The sequence below is a fragment of the Bradyrhizobium sp. Ce-3 genome (genome assembly GCF_022835695.1).
Lineage (GTDB): Bacteria > Pseudomonadota > Alphaproteobacteria > Rhizobiales > Xanthobacteraceae > Bradyrhizobium.
In genome coordinates this window covers 897441-924114 of the sequence record NZ_BQUV01000002.1, presented here as the reverse complement: position 1 = coordinate 924114, position 26674 = coordinate 897441, and the positions used below count along the sequence as shown (strand labels likewise).

Annotated in this window: 21 protein-coding genes; 13 read left to right on the top strand and 8 right to left on the bottom strand. The window is 64.2% G+C overall.

Going from position 1 to position 26674, the window contains the following annotated elements:
• Nucleotides 1-85 precede the first annotated feature (85 nt).
• Together BRSPCE3_RS10785 and BRSPCE3_RS10780 are read left to right on the top strand one after the other, a co-directional pair.
• A complete protein-coding gene (locus tag BRSPCE3_RS10785; RefSeq protein WP_244065754.1) occupies nt 86-3790 on the top strand; it encodes a DUF3971 domain-containing protein in 3705 nt (1234 codons plus the stop codon).
• A gap of 165 nt (nt 3791-3955) precedes the next feature.
• A complete protein-coding gene (locus BRSPCE3_RS10780) occupies nt 3956-5755 on the top strand; it encodes an adenylate/guanylate cyclase domain-containing protein (RefSeq protein WP_244065753.1) in 1800 nt (599 codons plus the stop codon).
• Nucleotides 5756-6024: 269 nt separating this feature from the next.
• Here BRSPCE3_RS10780 and BRSPCE3_RS10775 read toward each other — a convergent pair whose 3' ends face one another.
• From BRSPCE3_RS10775 to tyrS, 5 genes are all read right to left on the bottom strand, one after another.
• Nucleotides 6025-7152, bottom strand: coding sequence for a calcium-binding protein (locus tag BRSPCE3_RS10775; RefSeq protein WP_244065752.1), 1128 nt, complete (start codon nt 7150-7152; stop codon nt 6025-6027).
• A gap of 131 nt (nt 7153-7283) precedes the next feature.
• Nucleotides 7284-8411, bottom strand: a complete 1128-nt coding sequence (locus BRSPCE3_RS10770; protein WP_244065751.1) for a calcium-binding protein — start codon at nt 8409-8411, stop codon at nt 7284-7286.
• A gap of 276 nt (nt 8412-8687) precedes the next feature.
• The gene (locus BRSPCE3_RS10765; RefSeq protein ID WP_244065750.1) at nt 8688-9776 is read right to left on the bottom strand and encodes a helix-turn-helix transcriptional regulator; all 1089 of its coding nucleotides are present in this window, start codon (nt 9774-9776) and stop codon (nt 8688-8690) included.
• A 116-nt stretch (nt 9777-9892) separates the two neighbouring features.
• Complete coding sequence (locus BRSPCE3_RS10760) at nt 9893-11140, bottom strand: MFS transporter (RefSeq protein WP_244065749.1); 1248 nt, start codon at nt 11138-11140, stop codon at nt 9893-9895.
• 57 nt (nt 11141-11197) lie between these two features.
• Nucleotides 11198-12451 carry a tyrosine--tRNA ligase gene (gene tyrS, locus BRSPCE3_RS10755; protein WP_244065748.1) on the bottom strand — a complete coding sequence of 418 codons (1254 nt, stop codon included), beginning with the start codon at nt 12449-12451 and terminating at the stop codon, nt 11198-11200.
• Between the two features lie 152 nt (nt 12452-12603).
• Between tyrS and BRSPCE3_RS10750 the strand changes: the two genes are divergently transcribed.
• From BRSPCE3_RS10750 to BRSPCE3_RS10740, 3 genes are all read left to right on the top strand, one after another.
• Nucleotides 12604-13707 (top strand): anhydro-N-acetylmuramic acid kinase, encoded by a 1104-nt coding sequence (locus BRSPCE3_RS10750; protein ID WP_244065747.1) that lies wholly within the window; start codon nt 12604-12606, stop codon nt 13705-13707.
• Nucleotides 13708-13788: 81 nt separating this feature from the next.
• Nucleotides 13789-14466: a glutathione S-transferase family protein gene (locus tag BRSPCE3_RS10745; RefSeq protein ID WP_244065746.1), complete on the top strand. Its 678-nt coding sequence runs from the start codon at nt 13789-13791 to the stop codon at nt 14464-14466.
• Between the two features lie 3 nt (nt 14467-14469).
• Nucleotides 14470-14799 carry a multidrug efflux SMR transporter gene (locus tag BRSPCE3_RS10740; protein WP_244065745.1) on the top strand — a complete coding sequence of 110 codons (330 nt, stop codon included), beginning with the start codon at nt 14470-14472 and terminating at the stop codon, nt 14797-14799.
• Nucleotides 14800-14898: 99 nt separating this feature from the next.
• Here BRSPCE3_RS10740 and BRSPCE3_RS10735 read toward each other — a convergent pair whose 3' ends face one another.
• Nucleotides 14899-15546, bottom strand: a complete 648-nt coding sequence (locus tag BRSPCE3_RS10735) for an alpha/beta hydrolase (protein ID WP_016843213.1) — start codon at nt 15544-15546, stop codon at nt 14899-14901.
• Between the two features lie 468 nt (nt 15547-16014).
• On the opposite strand from BRSPCE3_RS10735, the gene BRSPCE3_RS10730 reads away from it, so the two are divergent.
• The 8 genes from BRSPCE3_RS10730 to BRSPCE3_RS10695 all read left to right on the top strand — a co-directional run bounded on the left by BRSPCE3_RS10730 (nt 16015) and on the right by BRSPCE3_RS10695 (nt 23594).
• Nucleotides 16015-17172 (top strand): cysteine desulfurase family protein, encoded by a 1158-nt coding sequence (locus BRSPCE3_RS10730; protein WP_244065744.1) that lies wholly within the window; start codon nt 16015-16017, stop codon nt 17170-17172.
• Nucleotides 17173-17267: 95 nt separating this feature from the next.
• Nucleotides 17268-18764 carry a Fe-S cluster assembly protein SufB gene (gene sufB / locus BRSPCE3_RS10725; RefSeq protein WP_244065743.1) on the top strand — a complete coding sequence of 499 codons (1497 nt, stop codon included), beginning with the start codon at nt 17268-17270 and terminating at the stop codon, nt 18762-18764.
• A gap of 58 nt (nt 18765-18822) precedes the next feature.
• The gene (gene sufC, locus BRSPCE3_RS10720; protein WP_244065742.1) at nt 18823-19575 is read left to right on the top strand and encodes a Fe-S cluster assembly ATPase SufC; all 753 of its coding nucleotides are present in this window, start codon (nt 18823-18825) and stop codon (nt 19573-19575) included.
• Nucleotides 19576-19592: 17 nt separating this feature from the next.
• Nucleotides 19593-20915 carry a Fe-S cluster assembly protein SufD gene (gene sufD / locus BRSPCE3_RS10715; RefSeq protein WP_244065741.1) on the top strand — a complete coding sequence of 441 codons (1323 nt, stop codon included), beginning with the start codon at nt 19593-19595 and terminating at the stop codon, nt 20913-20915.
• Entirely contained in the window at nt 20912-22159 is a 1248-nt protein-coding gene (locus BRSPCE3_RS10710) for a cysteine desulfurase (protein ID WP_244065740.1), read from the top strand. The genes sufD and BRSPCE3_RS10710 overlap by 4 nt, the downstream gene beginning before the upstream one ends.
• Entirely contained in the window at nt 22156-22527 is a 372-nt protein-coding gene (locus BRSPCE3_RS10705) for an SUF system Fe-S cluster assembly protein (RefSeq protein WP_166294943.1), read from the top strand. Before BRSPCE3_RS10710 ends, BRSPCE3_RS10705 begins: the two co-directional genes overlap by 4 nt.
• A gap of 71 nt (nt 22528-22598) precedes the next feature.
• Nucleotides 22599-22988, top strand: coding sequence for an iron-sulfur cluster assembly accessory protein (locus tag BRSPCE3_RS10700; protein WP_018271449.1), 390 nt, complete (start codon nt 22599-22601; stop codon nt 22986-22988).
• Nucleotides 22989-23132: 144 nt separating this feature from the next.
• A complete protein-coding gene (locus BRSPCE3_RS10695) occupies nt 23133-23594 on the top strand; it encodes a TfoX/Sxy family protein (protein WP_244065739.1) in 462 nt (153 codons plus the stop codon).
• Nucleotides 23595-23603: 9 nt separating this feature from the next.
• Here BRSPCE3_RS10695 and BRSPCE3_RS10690 read toward each other — a convergent pair whose 3' ends face one another.
• Nucleotides 23604-24671, bottom strand: coding sequence for a GGDEF domain-containing protein (locus BRSPCE3_RS10690; protein WP_244065738.1), 1068 nt, complete (start codon nt 24669-24671; stop codon nt 23604-23606).
• A 317-nt stretch (nt 24672-24988) separates the two neighbouring features.
• Nucleotides 24989-26524 carry a DEAD/DEAH box helicase gene (locus tag BRSPCE3_RS10685; protein ID WP_244065737.1) on the bottom strand — a complete coding sequence of 512 codons (1536 nt, stop codon included), beginning with the start codon at nt 26522-26524 and terminating at the stop codon, nt 24989-24991.
• Nucleotides 26525-26674: the final 150 nt, after the last annotated feature.

Genomic DNA, 26674 nt, shown 5'->3' with positions numbered 1-26674 from the left:
CTTGCTGAATTGGCTTTTGATTGGTGGATTTGGTCCGCTCCGGGGGCCATCGGCGAGTAACATGATTAGGCGAGGATAGGCGGCGATGCCGGCACAGGAGCGCTCGATACGAATCGACGGGCGCCCCGATGGCGGCGATCAGCTTCGCCGTCAGCACCGAGAGGCAATGGCAAGGAACACGTCGCCGCAGGGTCCAAATCCGCGCGCCGGGACCGACTTCTCGCAATGGGAAGACGACGCCGCGTGGGACGAGCAGGATGAGGCGGCGGGCAACCGTGCGCGGCAATTGCTGTCGCGTTCCAACAGCAACCTGCATCGCTTCACCGATTTCTGCTCCGGCATGCAGCGCTGGCTGAACGGCGAGCGCTGGATCCGTCGCATCGGCCTGGTTCTCGTGGTGCTGGTCGTGATGTTCGCGACCTGCTTCGGCGCGCTGTGGTGGCGGCTCGGTGCCGGTCCGATCAATCTCGATCTGGCGACGCCGTGGCTTGCCGCGGCGATCGAGGAGAATATCGGCCACGGCAACACCGTCGAGGTCGGCGGAACGCAGATCGAGCGCGCCGGCCGCATCAGGATCGCGGTGCGCATCCGCGACATCATCGTCCGCGACCGCGACCATGCGGTCGTCGCCAGCGCGCCGAAGGCTGAGGTGCGGCTGTCCGGGACGGCGCTGCTGATGGGCCAGCTGCGGGCGGAGAGCCTCAATCTGGTCGATGCCGAATTGTCGGTGCGCATCACGCCCGACGGCAACGTGACGGTGTCCGCGGGCGACACCGCCAAGCCGCTCGCCACCGGCGTGGCCTCCAAGCGCGAGGCCGGGCTGCCGCCGACCTTCCCGCGTCCGGGGACCGCGGCACCGCCGCCGGTTGCCGCGCCGCCGGTTGCCTCCGAGCCCTCGGCGGCCCCGCCCGATTCGGCGCAGAGCGGGCTGCTCGCCGGTCTCGACTGGCTCGACAGCCTCAGCATGACCGGGCTCGACGGGCAGAACCTCAACGAGATCGGCCTGAAGAACGGCAATCTCGTCGTCGACGACCAGCAGCGCGGCAACAAATGGAGTTTTGAGAATATCAGCCTGAGCCTGCGGCGCCCGAGCGGCGGCGGCGTTGCGCTCAGCTTCGGCGAGGAGGGCGCCAAGCCCTGGTCGGTCCGTGTCCTGGTCGGACCGCAGCAGAACGGTGTGCGCTCGGTCGACATCAAGGCCGACAAGGTTTCCACCCGGAACATCCTGCTGGCGATGCGGACCAAGGATCTCACCTACACGGCCGACCTGCCGATGTCGGGCGAGCTGAAGGGCGAGCTCGGCCGCGACGGCCTGCCGACCTATTTCCGCGGCAAGATCAATGTCGGCGCCGGCAACATCATCGACACCGACACGCCCGACTATCCGATGCCGGTCGATTCGGCCGAGATGAGCGTCGAGTGGGATTCCGGGCGGCGGGTGCTGCTGGCGCCGATCAAGATCGTCTCGGGTGCCAACCGCATCACGCTGCTCGGGCATCTCGAGCCGCCAAACGATAATGTCACCGACTGGCAGGCCGGCCTGTCCGGCGGGACCATCGTGCTGGCCGGGGGCGACGACAAGAACGAGCCGCCGCTGATCTTCAATCGCATCAATATCGGTTTCCGGTTCGACACCGAGAAGAAGCGCGTGCTGCTGACCCAGGCCGACATCTCGAACGGCGAGATCGGCGTCGCCGGCACCGGCAGCATCGACTATTCCGGCGAGCCGCGGCTGCAGCTCGGCTTCGCCGGCACCCCGATGTCGGCCTCCGCGTTGAAGCGGATCTGGCCGATCATCATCGTGCCTGAGGTGCGCGAATGGGTGCTCGAGCGGATCGACCGCGGTACGCTCCAGCGCATCGACGTCGGGGTCAATTCGCCGGTGCATAATCTGTCGCGCAAGGGGCCGCCGATCCCGGATGACGGTCTCTCGGTCAACATCGTCGCTTCAGGCGTCACCGTGCGTCCGGTGGACAAGATGCCCGCGGTGCATGATGCGGATCTGAAGGCCAGGGTGACCGGCCGCACTGCGACCGTGACCATCAACCAGGGCATCGCCGACACGCCGGCGGGCCGCAAGATCACGCTGTCGGATTTCACCTTCGAAGTGCCGGACATGGCGCCGAAGCCGTCGCCGTCGAAGGTCAAGTTCCGGGTCGACTGCCCGGTGCCTGCCGCCGCCGAAATCCTCGCGTCCGACCGGCTCAGTGATCTCTCCGGTCCGCCGATCGATCCCAATGCCAGCAAGGGCAACGTCACGGCGACGATCAATCTCGGCATGCCGGTGACAGGTGGGCTGACCAAGGCCGATACACAATATGCGGTGACCGCCGACATCTCCGGCGTTGCCGTCGACAAGCTGGTGATGAACCAGAAGCTCGAGGCCAACACGCTGAAGGTGATCGCCAGCAACGCCGGCTTCCAGGTCAAGGGCGACGTCAAGATCAACGGCCAGGCGGCCTCGCTCGACTACCGCAAGCCGGCCGACGGCGACGCCGACGTCAAGCTGCAGGCGACGCTGGATGATGCGAGCCGCGCGCGCCTCGGGCTTGATCTCGGTCCCGCGGTGTCGGGCGCGATCCCGATCAAGCTGAACGGCAAGATCGGCAGCGGCGACAATCCGACCACCAAGATGGGCGTCGAGGCCGACCTGACCCAGCTCAAGCTCGACAACATCCTGCCCGGCTGGGTCAAGGCGCAGGGCAGGGCCAGCAAGGCGACCTTCAACGTGGTGCCGAAGGGGCAGTCGACGCGGTTCGAGGACATCTCGATCGACGGCGCCGGCGTCTCGATCAAGGGCGCGCTCGAGGTCGACCAGAACGGCGACCTGATGAACGCGAACTTCCCGACCTATGCGCCGTCCGAAGGCGACAAGACATCGCTGCGGGCCGATCGCGGTCCCGACGGCGTGATCAAGGTAACGATGCGCGGCGACGTGTTCGACGGCCGCGGCTTCCTGAAATCGGCGATCTCCGGCCGCGACAGCGATCCCAAGAGCAAAGCCAAGACCACCGATTTCGATGTCGATGTGAAGCTCGGCGCGGTGGCGGGCTTCAACGGCGAGGCGCTGCGCAGCGTCGATGCCAAGGTGTCGCGCCGCAACGGGTACTTCAAGGCGTTCACGCTGAGCGGCAAGGTCGGCCGCGACACCCCCGTCACGGTCGACATGCGCGGACGCCAGCAGGGCCGCGAGGTGATCTATCTGCAGACCAGTGATGCCGGCGCGTTCCTGCGTTTCATCGACACCTATTCGAAGGTGCTCGGCGGTCAGCTCACGCTGGCGATGGAGCCGCCGATCCCCGAACCGAGCCCGCGGGAAGGGCTCATCAACATCACCGGCTTCTCGGTGAAGGGCGAAACCCAGCTCGACCGCGCCGTCGCCGGCGGGCCGGTCAGCACCCAGAACGGCATCGGCTTCGACGCGCTGCGCGCCGAGTTCACGCGGCAGAGCGGCCAGCTTTCGATCCGCAACGGCGTGGTCAAGGGACCGACCATCGGCGCCACCATCGAAGGCAGCATCGACTATCTCGGCAATCAGGTGCGGATGAACGGCACCTTCATTCCGATGTACGGGCTGAACAACATGTTCGGCCAGATCCCGTTCTTCGGGATCTTCCTCGGCGCCGGAAGCAATGAAGGCCTGATCGGCGTGACCTATGAAGTGGTGGGAACGCCGAGCCAGCCGGTGCTGCGCGTCAACCCGATCTCGGCGCTGGCGCCCGGCCTGACTCGCAAGATCTTCGAGTTCAAGCAGTACGGCCCCAACGACCTGCCGACGACGAATAATTAGGGCGTGCACCCATAATCCGCCGTCTGGCGACAGTCTGCATTATCGTCAGAAGCGGACCAAAGGGACGGGGTTCGCGATGTCGGCTACGGGCCATCAGGCGACATTAGCAGTGTGGCCCGATCTCCTGATCCGTCGTACAATATTTCATCGGTTGGGTTGAGAGCCATGGTGCAGGAGCGGCCATTCCCTGTCGAGCGCAGGTTGTCGGCGATATTGGCCGCCGATGTGGCTGGCTATTCGCGGCTCATGCACGATGACGAGGAGGCGACACACGCCATATTGACCGCGCTCCTTGCGGACGCTGTTGTGCCAGCAATCGCTGAGCACGGCGGCCGTATCGTGAAGAACACTGGCGATGGGTTCTTGGCGGAGTTTAAAAGCTCAGTTGAGGCTGTCCGAGCCGCCGTCCAGTTTCAGACCCGCATCAAGGAACTAACAATCCAAGAGAAGGAAGAAAGGTGCGTTGCCTTCCGCGTGGGAGTTAACATCGGCGACGTAATCGTCGAGGCCCATGACATATTCGGGGACGGCGTCAACATCGCGGCGCGGCTCGAGGGCATCGCAGACCCTGGCGGCATCTGCATCTCGTCTTCTGCCTACGATCAAGTGCGAGGCAAGGTCGGCGTTGAGTTCGTCGATTTGGGCGATCAGAACCTCAAAAACATCACCCGCCCGGTCCGGATATATGCAGTGATCTGGGATGAGCCCGGCCCAACGACACGGTCTGACCACACGGAATCGAGCGCCCTTTCGCCGCCTCGTCTTTCCATCGTTGTGCTGCCATTCGCCAACCTCAGCGGCGATCCCGAACAGGACTATTTCATCGATGGTGTAACCGAGAACTTAACAACAGACTTGTCGCGCGTCGGTGGCTTGTTCGTAATCGCCCGGAACAGCGCGTTCTCGTACAAGGGCAAAGCAATCGACGTACGGCAAGTCGGTCGCGAGTTGAACGTCCGGTACGTGCTTGCAGGTTCCATGCAGCTCAGCGGCAAGCGGCTTCGCGTGAACGTGCAGCTCATCGATGCCGAAAGCCGCAAACATCTTTGGGCCGAGCGCTTCGAAAAACCTGTCGCCGATCTTTTCGATATGCAGGACGAAATCGTATCGAGGCTCGCCAACTCGTTTGGTGTCCAACTCTTTGTAGCCGAGGCACGAAAAGCGGAGCGGTTGCGGCATCCCGACGCAATAGACCTGTTCTTTCAGGGTACTGCCTGCTTCTACAAGGGGCCGACCCTCGAGCACGCGACTCGGGCGCGCGGCTTTTTTGAGCGTGCTTTGGCGATCGACCCCCACGGGGTCGCAGCGATTTGGGCGTTGATCGGCATGGCAAACGTCGATCTGACAATGGGAGCCGACCTGCTAACGGACGAACGAGCCGCGCTTCTTTCGGCAGCCGAAGCGAACGCGATCAAGGCACGCTCACTAGCTCCCAACATTGCTGCGGCTCGCCTGACACTGGCACTCGTCTACATCAGCACAAACCGCGCCTCGCAAGGGATTACCGAGTGCGAGCAGGCATTAGCACTTGATCGCAATTTGGCTTATGCTCATGGCGCTATTGGTTTAGCCAAATTCTATATGGGTTGCCCTACCGAGACTGAAGGCCACGTACTCGAGGCGCTCCGTCTGTCCCCTCGCGATCTCGTTGCCAACCGGTTGATGCGTTTTGTGGGCGTGGCAAAACTACATATCGGTGCGGACGCCGAAGCCGTCAGTTGGCTGCGACGAAGCATCGAGGCCAACCGCACTCATGCTCTCGCCCATTTTTCGCTCGCCGCTGCCTTGGGCTTGCTCGGTACGCTGGATGAGGCGCGAACAGCCGCGAAAGCGGGATTTGCGCTCAACCCAAGCTTTACGATCCGCCGCTTGCGCGCCGCCAAGATAAGCGACAATCCTATTTATCTCGCGGGACAAGAGCGTCTTTGCGAGGGCATGCGCGTGGCCGGAGTGCCGGAGGGATGATGTCGGAGATGGGGCACGAGGCGATATCCCAGACTTTCAGGTCGCGTCTCTGGGGGCGACGAGGCTGCTAACGTTCATCAGCGCCGCAGCGCCGGCACCACCAGGAACGGGATGAGGCGGCGCCGCAAGCACGGGCAACGTCGAAGTCGCATTCATTCGGACGCTGCAGCGCTCCGGTCTGTGAAGGTGATCAGCTACGGGACAACGACAAGCTCCAGCCGGAGTGACTGCATCGCAGGTTTCTCCGCAAGGCGCACCTTGAGAATTGGCTAGCTCACGATCGAGAAATTCGCCGCCGTGACCGTGGCTGCGGTCGCGCCGTTCAGCCACACGGCCGTATCGGCGTTGACCTGGATCACGAAGTAGGCGCCGTTCTGGTACGAGTGCGACAGCACATCGGCGAATGAACCGAAGCCCGAGCCGTTGAGCTGCACGGTATCCGTGCCCGCATTCCAGTCCTGCACCACCTCAACGGCCGGGGAGTTGCTCGAGACGAACGTATTGTTGCCGCCGCCGCCGAAGTAATAATTCACGCCGGTGCCGCCGTCGAAATAGTCATTGCCGGCGCCGCCGAGCAGAACGTCGACGCCGTCACCGCCATACATGGTGTCGTCGCCATTGCCGCCGTAGAAATAATCGTTGCCCTTGGCGCCGTACATGACGTCATTGCCGTCGTCGCCGTTCTCGACCACGGAACCCTGGGTCGCGATCAGGACGTCGTTGCCCGCTCCGCCATAGCCGTTGCTGAGATCGCCGGAACTCATGTAGATCCAGTCGTCGCCGGCATCGCCTTCGATCAGATCGGTGCCGTCATTGCCGACCATCGTGTCGTTGCCGTTGCCGCCGTACGACGTGTCATTGCCGTCGCCGCCATACGTCTGGTCGTTGCCATCGCCGCCGAATATGAGGTCATCGCCGGCGCCGCCTGCGATCACGTCGTCGCCGCCGTTGCCGTACAGACCCGGCGCCGCGGTTTCGATGTCCCAGACCACGATATTGGCGCCACTATCGTTCCCATCGCCGCCGTAGATCGTATCGTTGCCGTTGGAGCCTTCCAGACGATCGCTGCCGGCACCACCGTCGAGAATATGGGCCTGCGTTGCCAGGCCGCCTGCATCGTCCTGGATCCAGTCGTCGCCGGCGCCGCCATATTCCTGCTGGGTAATGGGGGTGTTGCCGCCCCGGATGAAGTCATTGCCGTCGCCGCCGTAGAAGTTGCCCCAAGCCGGGCTGGACCATACCGCGTACAGGAAGTCGTTACCTTCGCCGCCGTCCCAGTAGTCGAAACCGGCGATGCTGCTTCCCAGCACGTCGTCACCCTGGCCGCCGTAGAGTGAGTCGTAACCAGCGGACTCCCCTGCGACATTGTTCGAGCTATCACCGTAGTAAACCGGCATGAAATGTGTCCTTCAATTTGCTCTTGTCGGGCCGGCCAAAACGGGAGGCGACCACAGGACTGGGAGCCGTGCTGGTTTGTACGAGCGGCGACGCCGGGAGGAATCGCCGTCGCCGAATGGCTTTGAAGAAGCTACGAGACGATGCTGAAATTGGCCGCCGTGACCGTGCTTGCCGTAGCACCGTTCAGCCAGACCGCGGTGTCGCCGTCGACCTGGACGACGAAGTAGGCGCCGTTCTGGAAGGAGTGCGACAGCACATCCGCAAACGACGTGAAGCCGGATCCGTTGAACTGCACCGTATCGGTGGCTGCGTTGAAGTCCTGAATCACCTGGACACTCGGCACGTCGTTGGAGACAAACGTATTGTTGCCGCCGCCGCCGAAATAGTAGTTCACGCCGGTACCGCCGTCGAAATAGTCGTTGCCGGCGCCACCGAGCAGCACGTCGACGCCATCGCCGCCATACATGGTATCGTCGCCATTGCCGCCATAGAAATAGTCGTTGCCCTTGGCGCCGTACATGACGTCGTTGCCGTCGTCGCCGTTCTCGACCACGCGGCCCTGGGTGGCGATGATGACGTCGTTTCCGGTTCCGCCGTAGGCGTTGCCGCCGTCGCCGCCGCCCATGTAGATCCAGTCGTCGCCGGCGTCGCCTTCCAGCAGGTCGGCGCCGTCATCTCCAACCATCGTATCGTTGCCGTTGCCGCCATACGACGTATCGTTGCCGCTGCCGCCATACGTCATGTCGTCGCCATCGCCGCCGAACAGCAGGTCGTCGCCATCGCCGCCGAACAGGACGTCGTTTCCGGCGGCGCCGTACAGTCCTGAAGCCGCCGCCCCGTGGAGTTCGACCGTGATACTCCGCCCGTCGTCACTGCCTTCGCCGCCGAAGATCGTATCGCTTCCGTTTGAACCGTAGAGGCCGTCACTCCCGGCGCCGCCATCAATGTAGTGACTCTGTGTCGTCAAGCCGGCGGTGTCGTCCATAACGAGGTCGTCGCCGCTCCCACCGTACTCTTGTTGTACGGCAACGCTGTTGCCTCCCTGGATGAAGTCGTTGCCATCGCCTCCATAGAAATTGCCCCAGGCTGAGCTGTCCCAAATCGCCTGCAGAGCATCATTGCCTTCGCCGCCGTCCCAATAGTCGAAGCCGATGATGCTGCTTGCAAGGATATCGTCGCCTTGCCCCCCATAGAGGGAATCGAAGTTGTCTGTCGCGAATTCAACATCTTGGCTGCTGGTGCCGTAGAATACGGGCATGAAAAATCTCCATCAAAATATCGGCTCTTCGTCGAGCCGGCCAATGACCTGAAGGCGGCTGCAAATTGGGACCTCGAAACTTGAAGCCGCCATTTACGGCGCGCAGCGACAGGTTCGCCTCACCAAGATTGGTGAGACGGCGATCATTTTTGCTGATGTTCGCTATGATCTTCCCGTTGGCCTTGAGGGAAGCGCAAGTGAGAGCACTTGCATTTGTTCGTCACGAAGAATCTTGCCAATCGCCGGCGAAGGAGCGTCCGACCAGTCGCGCGGATATCAAGCGTCGTTCGTGAAGCCGGGCGGCCGGAGTCCATTCAGCAACGCGACCACGTCCGCCTGCCGGCTATAACCGGTCTTCGTCAGCACGACCTTGACATGTGTGCGAACGGTATTCGTGGATGTGCCGCTTTCCGCCGCTATGTCATTCACCGTTTGGCCGGCGGCCAAGCCGCGAGCGACGCGCGCCTCGGAAGGGGTCAAATCAAAAAGGGATCGTATGAGGTCGACCGACGGGGCTTCCGGCCTTGTCACGGGTGTCAGCATTAACATGGCGACGCAGCGGGAAAATATGTCTCGCGCCGAACCGCGGATCGGGACGACATGCGCAATCATCGCGGAGTCCCTATTGCGGACGGGAAATGACCGCACACTCGGGGTGTCATCCCGATCCACCTTGGCCATGGCGTCGCACAACAGGGCGTCGGCCGCGGCGTCCATCAACGAGACCCGATCATTCGCCCGCCAGAGAACGAAGCCGCTCAGCATTTCGATCAAGTGGTTCGCAGCGACGGCTTTTCCGCCGTCCGCGAAAACCAGTGCAGGAATACCGAGAAGAGCGAGCGTCTGGGTCGCGACCCGGGCTTGCTCCAATCGCATGCGGGCCGCGACAAACGAGGCCCTGGCCAAGTGAGCGTGCAACTCGTTGAGAGATTCAAGCACTGCGGGCGACGCCGATCCCTGATCATAGGCTCGTTCCAGCGCGATCACCATGTCATCGCCCGTTGGCAGCGCTATCGCCGTCGCCGAGGCCCACCCCATGCCGCGGGGGTACAACATGTCCCGGTATGCTGGATCATTGCGCATTTCTTCGGGCGTATAGAGAATGCTGTCCGGTATGAAGCCGGCGTGTTTCGCCCGCAGCAGTCGGTTGAAGCGTTCCGATCGCGGAATCCATCCGCTCTCCATCAAGGGCCTTAAATCACCTCGGGCCTCCTGACTTGAAGCGGCCCATCGGACGACGTTTCCGTTTGAGATACATAACCAGCCGGACATCCCGCCGTCGATGTGCACCAATTTCGCCAAAATCTCCGGCCACAGGTCGGGTACAAAGGCGCATTCGTAGATCCGGTCGACCAGTCGGGACATTGCACAGCCTGTTTTGGCGTATGGTACTGCACCGCAGCGGAGTGTGCAATTTTAGGGGGAGCTGCTCGCGTCAGCGCAACCCGAACCTGGACAAATCCCGCCTCAATGCGCCCCAGCTAGCGCCGCAGCGCCGGCACCACCAGGAACGGAATCATGCCGAGCACCACGTTGACCAGCGCGAAGGCGATCAGCGGATTGTAACTGTGGGTCCAGTCATGCAGCAGACCGCCGCCCCATGAGCCGAGGCCGGAGCCGAGGCCGCTGCCGATCATGATGGTGCCGTAGATCGTGCCGACGCGCTCGCCGCGGAAGATCTTCAGCGCGGTCGCGGTGATCAAGGGGCCGCGCGAGCCGATCATGCTGCCGAAGCAGACGATGAAGCCGGTCAGCAGCCAGTAGTTCGGATACCATTGCAACAGCCAGAGCAGGATGATGCCGAGGATCGAGACGCCGTAGCTGAACAGCACGCTAGGCCTACGGCCGATGATGCCGTCGAGCGTGGACACGCCGAGCATGCCGACGAACAGCGCGACACCGGAGAAGCCCCAGGCGGTGGCGGCCTGCAGCGGCGGGAAGCCGACGTCGATCAGATAGGCGACGATCTGCGCGGTCAGCGCATACATCGCGACCGCCGTGAAGAAGAACGTGGAGAACAATGCCCAGAAGGCGTGGTGGCGCATCGCGGCAAGCAACGTCCAGCCTTCTTCGGCCAGGCTGGCCTCTGCCTTCCTGACGATGTGTGGCGATCCGCCGGCGAGCAGACGCCACGGCAGCAAGACGAGCGGAACCAGCAGGCAGAGCGCACTGACGCCGAACACCTGATAGGCCTCGCGCCAGCCGATCCGGTCGATCAGCACCTGCGACAGCGGCAGCACCAGGAGCAGGCCGGCGCCGGTCGCCGAATACATCACGGCCATCGCCGTCGGCAGCTTTGGGCCGAACCAGCGGCCGAGCAGGATCGAGTTCGAGACATTGCCGATCAGCGCGGTGCCGAAACCGACGCAGAGGCCGACGCTGAGCTGGAACTGCCAGAGCGCTTGCGCGCGCGAGGCGATCAGGAACGCGCAGCCGAGCAGCGACAGGCCGAGCGCATAGACCAGGCGCGGACCGGAGCGGTCAAACAGGCGTCCGACCAGGGGCGCGGTGAGGCCGCTGGCGAGCCAGGTCAGCGAGTAGACCGACACGACGGAGGCACGGTCCCAGCCGAAATTCTCCGAGATCGGTTTCAGGAACACCGTGAAGCTGTCACTGAGGCCGCGGCCGAGCACCGACAGCACGAAGCAGAGCGCGAGCACGTTCAGCGCGACGCGCGACTGTTTTTCCGGCGTTGCCAGCGTGTGGTTCGGAGACGTGGCCTGGTCCATGTGCAAAGCAGGGAGCGCGCTTTGGGCGCTCCCCACAACCGACAAATGCGAATGCGCCTATGCAGGCTTCAGCAGGACGTGGCGCTTCTTGCCGAGCGACAGCTTGACCACGCCTTCCGGCGTCAGGTTGGCCGGTGTCAGCAGCATCTTCTCGTCGGTGACGGCGGCATCGTTGACGCGCAGTCCGCCGCCCTTGATCTGCCGGCGCGCCTCGCCGTTGGAGGCGACGAGCTCGGCCTTGACGAAGGCGGCCAGCACGCCGACCCCGGCTTCAAATTCGCCGCGCGGAATTTCCACCGTCGGCAAGGTTTCGGCCAGCGCGCCTTCCTCGAAGGTGCGGCGCGCGGTCTCTGCCGCCTCGTTGGCGGCATCGCGGCCATGGAGCAGGGCGGTCGCCTCGGTCGCGAGCACCTTCTTGGCTTCGTTGATCTCGCTGCCGCCGAGCGCGGCGAGCTTGCTGATCTCGCTGATCGGCAGGATGGTGAACAGCTTGAGGAACTTGACGACGTCGGCGTCCTCGACGTTGCGCCAGTATTGCCAAAAATCGTACGGCGAGAACTGGTCGGCGTTGAGCCACACCGCGCCCTTCGCGGTCTTGCCCATCTTGTCGCCGGAGGCGGTGGTGAGCAGCGGCGTGGTCAGCGCGAACAGTTGCGGCGTGCCCATGCGGCGGCCGAGATCGACGCCGTTGACGATGTTGCCCCACTGGTCGGAACCGCCCATCTGCAGCCGGCAGCCGGTGCGGCGCGACAGCTCTACGAAGTCGTAGGCCTGGCAGACCATGTAGTTGAACTCGATGAAGCTCATCTCCTGCTCGCGCTCGAGCCGGAGCCGCACCGAGTCCATCGTCAGCATGCGGTTGACCGAGAAGTGCCGGCCGATGTCGCGCAGCATCTCGATCCAGTTCAGCTTGGTCAGCCACTCGGCGTTGTCGAGCATGATGGCGTCGGAGTGCCCGTCGCCATAGCGCAGCACCTTGGCGAACACGCCGCGGATCGAGGCCTTGTTGGCTTCGATCTCCGCGACCGTGCGCATCGCGCGCGTCTCGTCCTTGCCGGAGGGGTCGCCCACCATCGTGGTGCCGCCGCCCATCAGCGTGATCGGCTTGTTGCCGCTCTGCTGCAGCCAGTACAGCATCATCATGGTGAGGAAGTTGCCGATGTGCAGCGACGGCGCGGTGCAGTCATAGCCGACATAGGCGGTGGCCTCGCCCTTCGCGGCAAGCGCGTCGAGCCCCTCGAAATCGGAGCACTGGTGGACGAAGCCGCGTTCCTGTAGAGTGTTCAGGAAATCCGATTTAAATGCAGTCATTTGTCGGCTGGCCAGATCATTCTTGTTTTACGGTTTTTGCATCTATTTGCGGAACCTTGAGGCTCGAGGCTGCCGCGAGCGGACGCGCAGTGGCATTATAGGATGTACTTGTTTGAGACAAGCCGGGGGTTCCCGGCTGGGGCGCTTCCAGCATGATGTTAACGGCACTCGGTCTGATGAGCGGTACCTCGCTCGACGGGGTCGACGTGGCATTGATCGAGACCGACGGCCGCCAGATCAAGGCCTTCGGACCGTCGGGCTATCGACCTTACACGGAAGGCGAGCGCAGCCTGCTGCGCCAGGCGCTGACCGAGGCGGTTCATCTGACGCGGCGCGACGCCCGGCCGGGGATCTTGCGGCAGGCCGAGCAGGCCGTCACCTCGGCCCATGCCGAGGCGGTCGCCAATTTCACGGCGCAGCACCGGATCTCCGCCCAGGAGATCGACATCGTCGGGTTCCATGGCCAGACCGTGCTGCACCGCCCGGAGCGGAAGCTGACGGTGCAGATCGGCGATGCCCAGGCGCTGGCCAAGGTGATCCACATTCCGGTGATGCACGATTTCCGCGCCGCCGACGTCGAGGCCGGCGGGCAGGGCGCACCGTTCGTGCCGGTCTACCACCGTGCGCTGGCACAATCGCTCAACCGCGAGGGGCCGATCGTCGTGGTCAATATCGGCGGCGTCTCCAACATCACCTATATCGACGGCACGGATACGCTGATCGCCTGCGACACCGGGCCGGGCAATGCGCTGCTCGACGACTTCATGTTCCGCCACATGCATCAGCCGTTCGACACCGAGGGACGGTTCGCCGCGCAGGGCAGGCCCGACGAGGCCTGGATCGCGCACGCGCTCAAGCTGCCGTTCTTCTCGGCTCCGCCGCCGAAATCGCTCGACCGCAACGACTTCGCCAGCCTCAAGCTTGGTGCCGTGGCGCCGGCCGATGGGGCCGCGACCCTGACCGCGTTCACCGCCGCGGCGATCGCCCGCATCGTGCCGCTGCTGCCGAAGCGGCCGAAGAGCTGGATCATCTGCGGCGGCGGCGCCTCCAACCTGACGATGCTGCGGGTGCTGCGTGATCGCCTGGCGCCGGCAACCGTCGAGCCCGCCGAAGCGCTGGGCTGGGCGGCCGATGCGATCGAGGCCCAGGCGTTCGGCTTCCTCGCCGCCCGCGGCCTCAAGGGCCTGCCGCTGAGCTATCCCGCCACCACGGGGGTGCCGATCCCGATGACCGGGGGCATCATCGCGCGACCGTGATTTAGATGCAAATGCATCTACCTTGACAGTTCATGCCTCTGCATTTAATTCGATGCAGTTGCATTGAACGCGAGGTTCGTCATGGCCGCCCTGAAACTGATCAGCCACAAGCTCTGTCCCTATGTGCAACGCGCGGTCATCGCGCTGCGCGAGAAGGGCGTGCCGTTCGAGCGGATCGACATCGATCTCGCCAACAAGCCGGACTGGTTCCTGAAGATCTCGCCGCTCGGCAAGGTACCGGTGCTGGTGGTGACGCGTGACGATGGCAAGGAGGTCGCGTTGTTCGAGAGCAATGTGATCTGCGAGTACATCGAGGAGACGCAAGCGGGCGCAAAGCTGCATCCGGAGAATGCGCTGACGCGCGCCGAGCATCGTGCCTGGATGGAGTTCGGCTCGGCCATTCTCGGCGACCTCTGGGGGCTCGAGACCGCAACCGATGCGGCGACCCATGAGAGCAAGCGGCAGGCGGTCGCGGCAAAATTCGCGCGCGTCGAGGCGGCGCTCGGCGCCGGTCCATACTTCGCGGGCGACAAGTTCAGCCTGGTCGATGCGGTGTTCGCGCCGGTTTTCCGCTACTTCGACCTGTTCGACCAGCTGACCGATCTCGCGGTGTTTACGCATACGCCAAAACTGCGCGCCTGGCGCAGTGCGCTGGCCCAGCGGCCGAGCGTGCGCAGCGCGGTTTCAGCTGATTATCCCGCGCTGCTGCACGCATTCCTCGTCAACCATCGCGCACACATGCTGAAGCTTGCGGCGTAAGCCATGTCGCACTCGCTTGCCTGGATCGCGCTCGTCGTCGCCGGCCTGCTGGATGTCGGCTGGGCGATCTCGATGAAATACGCCGAGGGCTACACGCGGCTCGGCTGGACGCTGGTCTCGCTGCTGCTGCTCGCCGCGTTCGTGTTCCTGCTCGGGCGTGCGTTGCAGGTGCTCGGCGTCGGTGTCGCCTACACGGTGTGGACCGGCATCGGCGCGGCCGGCACGCTCGCGATGGGCGTGCTGCTGTTCAACGAGGCGTTGAACCCGATGAAGGTTGCCGGAATCGCGTTGGTGCTGATCGGGATTGCGGCGCTGAAGTTCGCACCGGAGTAAATCCGTAGCCCGGATGGAGCGAAGCGCAATCCGGGGTCCTTATCCGCGGTGAGAGCTGTCCCGGATTTCGCTTCGCTCCATCCGGGCTACAGGATTTCCTCAGCGCACGTTGGCGAGACGCATGTCGAGATAGCCGGTCACCGTCTCCATCAGCGGCTCGAGCTTGCCGTCGAAGAAATGGTTGGCGCCGGGGATGACCTGCTGGTCGATCACGATGCCCTTCTGCGTCTTCAGCTTCTCGACCAGCGTGTTGACGTCCTTGGGCGGGACCACGGCATCCTTGTCGCCATGCACGATCAGGCCCGACGACGGGCAGGGCGCGAGGAACGAGAAGTCGTAGAGATTGGCGGGCGGCGCGATCGAGATGAAGCCCTCGACCTCGGGCCGGCGCATCAGAAGCTGCATGCCGATCCAGGCGCCGAACGAGAAGCCGGCGACCCAGCAGGCGCGCGCTTCCGGATTGATCGCCTGCGCCCAGTCGAGTGCGCTCGCCGCGTCGGACAATTCGCCGGTGCCGTGATCGAAAGAGCCCTGGCTGCGGCCGACGCCACGGAAGTTGAAGCGCAGCACCGAGAAACCGCGATGCGCGAATGCGTAGTAGCACTGGTAGACGATCTGATGATTCATCGTGCCGTGGAACTGCGGATGCGGATGCAGGATCATCGCAATCGGCGCGTTCTTCTGCTTGGCCGGGTGATAGCGGCCTTCGAGACGGCCAGCGGGGCCGGTGAAAATCACTTCAGGCATTGTGTTCCTTTGATTGACGCGTTCCCTTGATTGACGTCGATCAATCAACCGGTTGGAGCCATCTTCAGCGACGGGCGCGAGCAGGGCGGCTCATGATGAAATCGGCGCAGGCACCGCCGGGCGGCACGCTGTTGGGCCTTCTAGCATGACGCAAGGGGCAAAAATCAAGGAAATTGTGCCGCTTGGCAGAGGCTAATCGGCCCTCTGACGAACGCATCGCCTGCGCGTCGGCGGCGATCCGGATCAACCCGCCGAATTGCTCGTCGGCTACCTGAAGTTTTGCTTTGTCATATTGCTATCGCACGCGCGGCGCGCACAGGTGGATGTCTTGCCTGGCAACACAGGCGAGGGCTCGGGTGCGCGTGAAAAATCCCGCGCGCCGCCAACTCTGATCTGGTCTCGATGCCCGACTGTCGTTATGTCGCAAGCGAAGGACCGCAAGCACGGTGATTGCGGCGGACAAGCTCGATGGCCGATCGCGTCTATCTCGACTGGAATGCCACCACGCCGCTCCGCCAGGAGGCGAAGGCGGCGATGACGGCTGCGTGGGAACTGAGCGGCAACCCGTCCTCGGTGCACAGCGAGGGCCGGCGGGCGCGCCGGCTGGTCGAGGATGCCCGCAATGCGGTGGCGAAGGCGGTCGGCGGCCGGCCGCAGGACGTCGTGTTTCTCTCCGGCGGCACCGAAGCCAATGCGCTCGCCTTGACGCCGGGGCTGCGCCGCGCAGCGGGCGCGCCGGTGCAGCGGCTGTTGGTGTCGGCGATCGAACATGCGTCCGTACTCGCAGGCGGCCGGTTCGCGGCCGACGCGTCGTCGGCGATCCATGTCACGCGCGCCGGCGTGATCGATCTCGACCATCTGCGTGCGCTGCTGGCGGATGGTCCGCCTGCGCTGGTCTCGGTGATGCTGGCGAACAACGAGACCGGCGCGATTCAGCCGGTGGCCGACGTCGCCGCGATCGTTCACGCGGCCCATGGCCTGCTGCATGTCGATGCAATCCAGGCGTTCGGCAAGATCCCGTTCGATCTGTCGTCGACGCAGGCCGACCTCATGACGCTGTCGGCGCACAAGGTCGGCGGGCCCAAGGGTGCGGGTGCGCTGGTGCTGGCCGAAGGCGTCGAAGGGCTTGAGGCGTCCCTGCGCGGCGGCGGGCAGGAGCTCGGGCGGCGGGCAGGGACCGAGAACGTCGCGGGCATCGCAGGCTTTGGTGCGGCCGCGAAGGTCGCGATGGCGGCGCTGAAGGCCGATGCCGCCCGCGTCAGGGGGCTGCGCGACCGGCTCGAGCATGGGCTGCGGCAGACACCCGATGTGTTGGTGTTCTCTGACGACGTGAAACGGTTGCCAAATACCGTCTTGTTCGCGGCGCCGGGTATGAAGGCCGAAACGGCGGTCATCGGATTCGACCTGGCGGGGGTCGCTGTGTCCTCCGGTTCCGCCTGCTCATCGGGCAAGGTCCAGCCGTCCCACGTCTTGGAGGCAATGGGATACCGTTCAGACGTGTCCCAGGGAGCGGTGCGGCTCAGTCTTGGCTGGTCTACCACGGAGACAGACGTGGATTTGGCCCTCAAGGCTTGGCGAAAGCTCGCCGATACCTTAGTTAAGGGGGAACGACGAAACACAGCTTGAACTGTTCTAAGCGGATTTCGTCTTCAAAGCATCGTAAGAGATTTTCGGAACTTGAAGATCCACCGCGGTCCTTGAAACCGCGAGCGGAGGATTGAATGCCTGCTGTACAAGAGACGGTCGAGCGCGTCCGGCGCATCGACGTCGACCAGTATCGATATGGGTTTGAGACGCAGATCGAGTCCGACAAGGCCCCGAAGGGACTGTCGGAAGATACCGTCCGCTTCATCTCGGCAAAGAAGAACGAGCCGGCCTGGATGCTGGAATGGCGCCTGGAGGCGTATCGCCGCTGGCTGACCATGACCGAGCCGACCTGGGCGCGCGTCGACTATCCGAAGATCGACTATCAGGACATCTACTACTACGCGGCGCCGAAGCCGAAGAAGACGCTGTCCTCGATCGACGAGATCGATCCGGAAATCCTCAAGACCTACGAGAAGCTCGGCATTCCCCTGCGCGAGGTTGCGATCCTCGAGGGCGTCGAGCCGCCGCCCGGCGGCCCGCAGACACCGAGCCGCAAGATCGCGGTCGACGCCGTGTTCGATTCGGTCTCGGTCGCGACCACCTTCCAGAAGGAGCTGAAGGCGGCCGGCGTGATCTTCATGCCGATCTCCGAGGCGATCCGCGAGCATCCCGAGCTGGTGCAGAAATATCTCGGCACCGTGGTGCCGACCTCGGACAACTATTTTGCGACGCTGAACTCGGCGGTGTTCTCCGACGGCTCGTTCGTCTACGTGCCGCCGGGCGTGCGCTGCCCGATGGAGCTGTCGACCTATTTCCGCATCAACGAGCGCAACACCGGCCAGTTCGAGCGCACGCTGATCATCGCCGACAAGGGCTCCTACGTCTCCTACCTCGAAGGCTGCACCGCGCCGCAGCGCGACGAGAACCAGTTGCACGCCGCGGTGGTCGAGCTCGTCACGCTCGATGACGCCGAGATCAAATATTCGACGGTGCAGAACTGGTACCCCGGCAATTCCGAGGGCAAGGGCGGCATCTACAATTTCGTCACCAAGCGTGGCGACTGCCGCGGCCGGAATTCCAAGATCTCCTGGACCCAGGTCGAGACCGGTTCGGCGATCACCTGGAAATATCCGAGCTGCATCCTGCGCGGCGACAATTCCAGTGGGGAATTCTATTCGATCGCGATCTCGAACGGCTTCCAGCAAGTCGATAGCGGCACCAAGATGATCCACCTCGGCAAGAACACGTCGAGCCGGATCATCTCCAAGGGCATCGCCGCCGGCAGATCGCAGAATACCTATCGCGGCCTGGTCAGCGCCCATCGCAAGGCGACCGGCGCGCGCAACTACACCGCCTGCGACTCGCTCCTGATCGGCGACAAATGCGGCGCGCACACCGTGCCCTATGTCGAGGCCAAGAACTCCTCGGCGACGTTCGAACATGAAGCGACGACGTCGAAGATTTCCGAGGACGTGCTGTTCTACTGCATCCAGCGCGGGCTCTCGCAGGAAGAAGCCGTCGGCCTCGTCGTCAACGGCTTCGTGAAGGACGTGCTGCAGCAACTGCCGATGGAGTTCGCGGTGGAAGCGCAGAAGCTGATCTCGATCAGCCTTGAAGGTTCGGTTGGCTAATCCATCCCGTTTGAGGGCGCGGCCGCCGCGCCCCGGGATGATGCTCAGGAAAAATCAGATGTCTCTGCTTGAAGTGAAAGATCTGCAGGTTCGTGTCGAGGAGCGCGAGATCCTCCACGGGCTGTCGCTCACGGTGAACCCGGGCGAGGTGCACGCGATCATGGGGCCGAACGGCTCCGGCAAGTCGACGCTGTCCCACGTCATCGCCGGCAAGCCTGGCTATGAAGTCACCGGCGGCCAGATCCTGTTCAAGGGCGAGGACCTGCTGGAGATGGCGCCCAACGAGCGCGCCGCCAAGGGCGTGTTCCTGGCGTTCCAGTACCCGGTCGAGATTCCCGGCGTCACCACCTGGAACTTCCTGCATGCGGCGCTCAACGCCCAGCGCAAGGCGCGCGGCGAGGACGAGATCTCGTCGCCGGCCTTCCTCAAGAAGGTTCGTGAGGTCGCCAAGTCGCTCAACATCCCGCAGGACATGCTGAAGCGCGGCGTCAATGTCGGCTTCTCCGGCGGTGAGAAGAAGCGCAACGAGATCCTGCAGATGGCGCTGTTCGAGCCGGCCGTCTGCATCCTCGACGAAATGGATTCCGGCCTCGACATCGACGCGCTGCGGATCGCGGCCGACGGCGTCAACGCGCTGCGCTCGCCGGAGCGCGCGATGGTCGTGATCACCCACTATCAGCGGCTGCTCAACTACATCGTGCCCGACGTCGTGCACGTGATGTCGAAGGGCCGGGTGGTGAAGAGCGGCGGCAAGGAACTGGCGCTGGAGCTGGAAGAGTCCGGTTACGCGCAGTTCGAAGACGCTGCCTGACAGATACGGGTTCTCAGATGAACGTTGTTGCAAAGACCGAGACCGGGCGCGCGCTGGGCGATGCATTCGCCGTCGCGCGCGACCGTCTGCCGGGCAAGGGCAAGATCGCCGAGCAGCGCCGCGAGGCGTTCGAGGCCTATGAGCGCCTTGGCCTGCCGCACCGCCGGATCGAGGACTGGAAATACACCGACCTGCGGGCGCTGATGCGCGAAGTGCTGCCGCTGGCGCCTGCGCCGGACGCCGCAGCGCTGGGGCGCGCCGCCGCTGCCGTCAAGCTGCGCGCGATCGACGGCGTGCGCCGCCTGGTGCTGGTCGATGGCGCCTTTGCCCCTGATCTGTCCGATCTCGGCAAGCTCGACAAGGGGCTGAGCATCCGCCCGCTGCGCGAGGTGCTTGACGCCGGCGATAGCGCGCTGTCGGCGCAGGTCATTGCTACCGACGTCTCCAATCCGATGATCGCGCTGAACGGCGCGATGGCGACCGATGGCGTCGTCATCGAGATCGCCGACGGCACCGTGCTGACGGAACCGCTGCACATCGTCCACGTCGCGTCCGGCACGGCGCCGGCCTCGATGTTCACCCGTTCGCTGCTGCGGCTCGGCCGCGATACCGGCGCGACCCTGGTCGAGAGCTATCTCGCCGGCGAGGACGCCAAGGCTTACCAGACCCATGACGGGCTGATTGTCGCGATCGGCGACAATGCGCGGCTCGATCATGTCCGTCTGGTCGAAGACAGCGTCGATGCTTTCAACATTTCCTCGGCGACCGTGTCGCTTGGCGCGCACGCCCATTTCAACACCTTCGGCCTGACCTCCGGCGGCCATGTCAGCCGCTATCAGCTGACGGTGACCTGCAGCGGCGAAGGCTCGAAGGTCGAGACCAATGGCGTCAACCTGATCAACGGCAAGCAGCACGCCGACACCACGCTGTTCATGGATCACGCGGTGCCGCATTGCGCGAGCCGCGAGATCTTCCGCGCCGTCGTCGACGACCGCGCCCATTCCGTGTTCCAGGGCCGCATCATCGTTCGTCCGGACGCCCAGAAGACCGACGCCAAGATGATGACCCGGGCGCTGCTGTTGTCCGACGATGCGGAAGCCGACAACAAGCCGGAGCTGGAAATCTTCGCCGACGACGTCACCTGCGGTCACGGTGCGACCACCGGCGCGCTCGACGAGAGCCTGCTGTTCTACATGCGCGCCCGCGGACTGCCCGAGAAGGAAGCGCAGGCGCTGCTGATCCAGGCCTTCGTCGGTGAGGCGATCGAGAGCATCGCCAGCGATCCGCTGCGCGAGGTCGCAATTGCCACCGCCCAGCGCTGGCTACAGGCGAGGGCGTGAGCATGCACAAGGCGGTCGCCAACGGTTCTTACGACGTCGCGCTGGTGCGGCAGGATTTCCCGGCGCTCGCCATGCAGATCTACGGCAAGCCGCTGGTCTATCTCGACAACGCGGCCTCGGCGCAGAAGCCGAATGCGGTGCTCGACCGCATGACCGAGGCCTACAAGTCCGAATACGCCAACGTGCATCGCGGCCTGCATTATCTCGCCAACGCTGCGACCGAAGCCTATGAGGGCGCCCGCGGCAAGGTCGCGCAGTTCATCAATGCGCGCCGCAACGAAGAGATCGTCTTCACCCGCAACGTCACCGAGGCGATCAACCTCGTCGCATCGTCCTGGGGCGGAGAGAACATCAAGGAGGGTGACGAGATCGTCCTCTCGATCATGGAGCACCACTCCAACATCGTGCCGTGGCATTTCCTCAGGGAGCGCCAGGGTGCCGTGATCAAGTGGGCGCCGGTCGATGATGAAGGCAACTTCCTGATCGAGGAGTTCGAGAAGCTCCTGACCCCGCGTACCAAGATCGTCGCGATCACCCAGATGTCGAACGCGCTCGGCACGCTGGTTCCCGTCAAGGAGGTGATCCGCCTGGCGCATGCCCGCGGCATTCCGGTGCTGGTCGACGGCGCGCAGGGCGCGGTGCATCTGCCGGTCGATGTCCAGGACCTCGATTGCGATTTCTATGCCTTCACTGGTCACAAGGTGTACGGGCCGACCGGGATCGGCGCGCTCTATGCCAAGCACGAGCATCTGGTCGCGATGCGGCCTTTCAACGGCGGCGGCGAGATGATCCGTGAGGTGGCCAAGGACTGGGTCACCTATGGCGATCCGCCGCACAAGTTCGAGGCCGGGACGCCGCCGATCGTCGAGGCGATCGGGCTTGGGGCTGCCATCGACTACGTCAATTCGATCGGCAAGGAGCGCATCGCCGCGCATGAGCACGACCTGCTCACTTATGCGCAGGATCGCCTGCGCGAGATCAATTCGCTCCGCTTGATCGGAACCGCCCGCAACAAGGGCCCGGTGATCTCCTTCGAGATGAAGGGCGCGCATCCGCACGACGTGGCGACCGTGATCGACCGTCAAGGCATCGCGGTGCGCGCCGGCACCCATTGCGTGATGCCGCTTTTAGAGCGGTTCAACGTGACGGCCACCTGCCGCGCATCCTTCGGGATGTATAATACAAGGGAAGAAGTCGACCATCTGGCGCAGGCGCTGATCAAGGCGCGGGAATTGTTCGCATGACCGATACAGCCGAAGTCAAGACGGCCTCCATGGAAACCACCTCGGCACTGCCGGCGGAGGAGACCGAGCGCATGAGCGGCGAGATCGTCGCGGCGCTGAAGACGGTGTTCGACCCGGAAATCCCGGCCGACATCTACGAGCTTGGCCTGATCTACAAGGTCGATCTCAAGGATGATCGCTCGGTCGACATCCTGATGACGCTGACCACGCCGAACTGCCCGGCTGCCGGCGAGTTGCCGCAGATGGTGGAGAATGCGGTTGCCAGCGTTCCCGGCGTCGGCGTCGTCAACGTCAATCTGGTCTGGGATCCGGCCTGGACGCCGGACCGGATGTCGGACGAGGCGCGCCTCGTCCTCAATATGTGGTGATGCGTTAGGGGATTCGACTTAGGCTCGAGACGGGCAATTGATTTGCCGCTGGGACTGACCACATGAGTGACATGACGCAAGCTTCACCGACCCCAGCCAAGCCGAAGCGGCCGCGCCCGCAGGTCATGAGACTGACCGATGCGGCGGCGGAGCGGATCACCGAACTGACCAAGCGCGCCGATTCCGAGATCGTCGGGCTGCGCGTCGGCATCAAGAACGGCGGCTGCGCCGGACAATCCTACACCGTCGAATACGCCCACGAGATCCGCCCGACCGACGAAGTGGTCGAGGACAAGGGCGTCAAGATCCTGGTCGATCCGAAGGCCGTGCTGTTCCTGCTCGGCACCGAGATGGACTACGTGGCCGACAGGATGCAGGCCCAGTTCGTGTTCAACAACCCGAACCAGGTCTCCGCCTGCGGTTGCGGCGAATCGGTGCAACTCAAGCCGGCCACGGTCTGATCGCTGCCGCCCCTGGCGGGCGAGCGCTCGCGCGTCTGGGTCAGATACCCACCATCGTTGCGTCTCGACGTGTTCGTCGAGCATACTGCGCAGCCTAGAGGCTGCGGCGGGCGTGTCCGGTCGTGCCGGAACGAGGGTGGGCACATGGACCGCGAATTCCTGACGGATCTGTTCGCCGATTTCGGCCCGGTCACGCTGCGGCGGATGTTCTCCGGCTACGGCATCTCGGCTGACGGCACCAATTTCGCGCTCGCGTTGCGGGCCGGGCTCTACTTCCGCGCCGATGAGGAGACCATCGCGCAGTTCGAGGCGGAAGGCTGCAAGCCGTTCCAGTACACGACGCGGGAGAGGACCGTCACGGTGAACTCGTACTGGCAGCTGCCGGCGCGGCTGTTCGACGATGCCGAGGAGCTTGCGGTCTGGGCCCGCCTGGCGCTCGGCGCCGCCCAGCGCGCCGCGCTGCGCAAGCGGCCGAGGAAGACGAAGGCGCCAGCGAAGAACGCTATTGCCAAGAAGGCAGCGGCCAAGAAGGCCGCGGTGAGGAAGGCGGCTGCGAAGAAGCCGTCGGCCAAGAAGAAGCGATCGGCAAGGAAGCGATCCTCGTGACGTGAGGGTTCACGCCACCCGGGTCTGGGTCTCGGCGCTGTATTCCGGATCGGCTTCGCAGATCACGCGGTTGCGGCCGGAGCGCTTGGCGGCATAGAGGCAGGCGTCGGCGCGCTCGATCAGCGAATCGGTGTCGTCGGCCGGCTTCAGCATGGAGACGCCCACCGAGATCGTGACCCGGCCGAGGATCTCGCCGGTCGACTTCTTCTTCAGCTCCTTGGCCATCACGGCGCGGCGGATGTGGTCGGCGACCGTCAGCGCCTGGCGCAGCGCGGTGTTGGGCAGCACGACAGCGAATTCCTCGCCGCCGTAGCGGGCGGTGATGTCCTGGCCCTTGATGGTCTGCTTCAGCGATTGCGCCACCAGCCGCAGCACTTGGTCGCCGGTGAGGTGACCGTAGGAATCGTTGAACGACTTGAAGTGATCGATGTCGAACATCAGCATCGACAGCGGCTCGCCGCTGGCGAGCGCAGTCTGCACCGCCATGTCGATCGAGCGGTCGAAATATTTGCGGTTGCCGAGGCCGGTCAGCGGATCGGTCAGGCTCTCGGCGCGGATCGCCTCGAGGCTGTGCTGCAAATCGCTGATCTCCGACTTCGACAGTGCGAGCCGGTTCTCCAAGGCCTGGTTGGTCTCGCGCATCTCGCGGGTCGATTTGGCCAGCCCCTCGACGATGGTCTTGATGTGTTCGTGGGTGGTGGCGCTGGCGAGCTTGTTGCTGGCGCCGACCAGGCTCGCGTCGTAGGTCGTGGACACGCCGAGCGCATCGGTGATCAGCCGCATCACGGCGTCGATCTCGCCGATGACGCGCGCGCCGACCTTGTCGATGCGGTCCGACGTCTTGATGTGCGAGAGATAGGTTTCGTAGATCTGCTCGAGATCGGATTCCGAGAGCTTGCCGCTGCGTGCCAGCGTCTCGTTGATGACCTTGTTGAGCGGTGCGTTGTATCCGGTCGCGTAGACGTACCAGATCTCATAGTTGCGGGGGACGGCGGTCTGGCGAAGCGAGCGGATCTGACCAAGCGCGACTTCGGCAAACGCCAACGTACGTTCGTGTTCGTCCAGCAGCTTGACCACTGTCACGTCCTCAATGCACGCGATGCCGGTCATGCCCGGCAGCAATGACTAAATTATTGGCGCGAGGGTACGGGACGAGAATGAAGGCAAGGTAAACAGTGGAACTACGGAGATTTCGCCGCGGCTGACGCCGAGCGGGCCCGATTCCGTTCGCGGATCGATGCGGCTTTCGGAAGTTCTTCGCTTGCTCGCCGTCGCGCTGCGAAATCCGCGCTGATTTGCTTCAAACGCGAAGCATCAGCGCGTGCGTCGGTCGCTTGCGGCGGTGCAGCTGGACCGGATAACCGCCGCAGGCGCGGCGGCTTCAGGGCGGGTCCTTATGCGCGTGCGCGCACGGGTCGCAGCAGGAAGGCGGGCAAATGCGAGTGATCGGCGGGCTCGTGGTCCGCCTCGCGCTGCGGCCGCCGCGGCTCGGCACGCCCGATCGAGGGCACGTGCGACGGGGCGGCCTTCGGGGCCGGATTGCGGCCCTGGCGCGGCTCGCGCTCCGGCCTGGCGGCGCGCTCCTGGCGGGGCTCCTGGTCGTGGCGCGCCTCGCGTTCACCGTGACGCGCCTCGCGCTCACCGTGACGTGCTTCGCGCTCACCGTGACGTGCTTCGCGCTCACCGTGACGGGGCTCGCGCTCACGTCGCGGCTTGCGGCCGCCGCGGGCACCATCGCGCGAACCCTCGCGGCCACGCGCGCGGCGCGGCGCGCCGTCCTCGTCTGAGGCTTCGCTTTGAACGGTGTAGTCGCCCTCGGCGCGCGGGATCGGCTGGCCGATCAGCTTCTCGATCGCGGCCATCGATTTGTTGTCGAGCGAGGTGACGATCGAGATCGCAGTCCCGGTACGACCGGCGCGGCCGGTGCGGCCGATGCGGTGGACGTAGTCATCGGGATGGTGCGGCACATCGAAATTGAAGACGTGGCTCACCGCGGGAATGTCGAGGCCGCGGGCCGCGACGTCGGAGGCAACGAGCAGCGGAATCTCACCCTTGCGGAATTGATCCAGCGCGGCTGTGCGCGCGGATTGATCCATATCGCCGTGCAGGGCGCCGACACTGAAGCCGTGCTTCTGGAGTGACTTGTGAAGGACGGCGACTTCGCGCTTGCGATTGCAGAAGATAATCGCGTTGTTGAGATCCTTGGCGTCGCGCAGCAGGCGGCGCAGAATCTCGCGCTTGTCGTGCGCTTCGCGACCGGCCGGGACCTGCAATTGGGTCACGGTGACGGCGGTGGTCGCGGGCTTGGAAACTTCGATCCGGGCCGGATTGTGCAGGAATGCCTCGGTGATGCGGCTGATTTCCGGCGGCATCGTCGCGGTGAAGAACAGGGTCTGCCGCGTGAACGGGACGAGCTTGCAGATGCGTTCGATGTCGGGAATGAAGCCCATATCGAGCATGCGGTCGGCTTCGTCGATCACCAGCAACTCGACGCCGGTGAGCAGGAGTCCGCCGCGTTCGGTGTGGTCGAGCAGGCGGCCGGGCGTTGCGATCAGGACGTCGACGCCGCGCATCAGCTTGGAGTCCTGGTCGCCGAACGAGACGCCGCCGATCAGGAGGGCGACGTTGAGCTTCTGGCCGGCGCCGTATTTGTCGAACTGCTCCTTCACCTGCGCGGCCAACTCGCGGGTCGGCTCGAGGATCAGGGTGCGCGGCATCCGTGCCCGGGCGCGGCCCTTCTCGAGCAGGGTGAGCATCGGGAGAACGAAGGCAGCGGTCTTGCCGGTGCCGGTCTGGGCAATGCCGAGGACGTCGCGCCGGGCGAGGACGTGCGGGATTGCCTGTTCCTGGATGGGAGTGGGGGTGGTGTAACCGGTGGCCGCAACTGCGGCGAGGACCTTATCGGACAGGCCTAGATTGGAAAAAGACATTGAGCCTCTGGTCGAAACCGCCGTTCGGCATCGCAGGTAAAAGGCTGTCGCGTTCGGCCCCGAAACGGCTCGCTTTTCTATAAAGCTCGGGGGCTCTGACTAACGCTGACGGACGGCAAACCTGACGAATCGCGTTTCGATCCGAGGGCC

Excerpts from the sequence above, each read along its gene's own strand:
- BRSPCE3_RS10785 (WP_244065754.1), top strand. The coding sequence starts at position 86 with ATGCCGGCACAGGAGCGCTCGATACGAATCGACGGGCGCCCCGATGGC.
- BRSPCE3_RS10780 (WP_244065753.1), top strand. The coding sequence starts at position 3,956 with ATGGTGCAGGAGCGGCCATTCCCTGTCGAGCGCAGGTTGTCGGCGATA.
- BRSPCE3_RS10775 (WP_244065752.1), bottom strand. The coding sequence starts at position 7,152 with ATGCCGGTTTACTACGGTGATAGCTCGAACAATGTCGCAGGGGAGTCC.
- BRSPCE3_RS10770 (WP_244065751.1), bottom strand. The coding sequence starts at position 8,411 with ATGCCCGTATTCTACGGCACCAGCAGCCAAGATGTTGAATTCGCGACA.
- BRSPCE3_RS10765 (WP_244065750.1), bottom strand. The coding sequence starts at position 9,776 with ATGTCCCGACTGGTCGACCGGATCTACGAATGCGCCTTTGTACCCGAC.
- BRSPCE3_RS10760 (WP_244065749.1), bottom strand. The coding sequence starts at position 11,140 with ATGGACCAGGCCACGTCTCCGAACCACACGCTGGCAACGCCGGAAAAA.
- tyrS (WP_244065748.1), bottom strand. The coding sequence starts at position 12,451 with ATGACTGCATTTAAATCGGATTTCCTGAACACTCTACAGGAACGCGGC.
- BRSPCE3_RS10750 (WP_244065747.1), top strand. The coding sequence starts at position 12,604 with ATGATGTTAACGGCACTCGGTCTGATGAGCGGTACCTCGCTCGACGGG.
- BRSPCE3_RS10745 (WP_244065746.1), top strand. The coding sequence starts at position 13,789 with ATGGCCGCCCTGAAACTGATCAGCCACAAGCTCTGTCCCTATGTGCAA.
- BRSPCE3_RS10740 (WP_244065745.1), top strand. The coding sequence starts at position 14,470 with ATGTCGCACTCGCTTGCCTGGATCGCGCTCGTCGTCGCCGGCCTGCTG.
- BRSPCE3_RS10735 (WP_016843213.1), bottom strand. The coding sequence starts at position 15,546 with ATGCCTGAAGTGATTTTCACCGGCCCCGCTGGCCGTCTCGAAGGCCGC.
- BRSPCE3_RS10730 (WP_244065744.1), top strand. The coding sequence starts at position 16,015 with ATGGCCGATCGCGTCTATCTCGACTGGAATGCCACCACGCCGCTCCGC.
- sufB (WP_244065743.1), top strand. The coding sequence starts at position 17,268 with ATGCCTGCTGTACAAGAGACGGTCGAGCGCGTCCGGCGCATCGACGTC.
- sufC (WP_244065742.1), top strand. The coding sequence starts at position 18,823 with ATGTCTCTGCTTGAAGTGAAAGATCTGCAGGTTCGTGTCGAGGAGCGC.
- sufD (WP_244065741.1), top strand. The coding sequence starts at position 19,593 with ATGAACGTTGTTGCAAAGACCGAGACCGGGCGCGCGCTGGGCGATGCA.
- BRSPCE3_RS10705 (WP_166294943.1), top strand. The coding sequence starts at position 22,156 with ATGACCGATACAGCCGAAGTCAAGACGGCCTCCATGGAAACCACCTCG.
- BRSPCE3_RS10700 (WP_018271449.1), top strand. The coding sequence starts at position 22,599 with ATGACGCAAGCTTCACCGACCCCAGCCAAGCCGAAGCGGCCGCGCCCG.
- BRSPCE3_RS10695 (WP_244065739.1), top strand. The coding sequence starts at position 23,133 with ATGGACCGCGAATTCCTGACGGATCTGTTCGCCGATTTCGGCCCGGTC.
- BRSPCE3_RS10685 (WP_244065737.1), bottom strand. The coding sequence starts at position 26,524 with ATGTCTTTTTCCAATCTAGGCCTGTCCGATAAGGTCCTCGCCGCAGTT.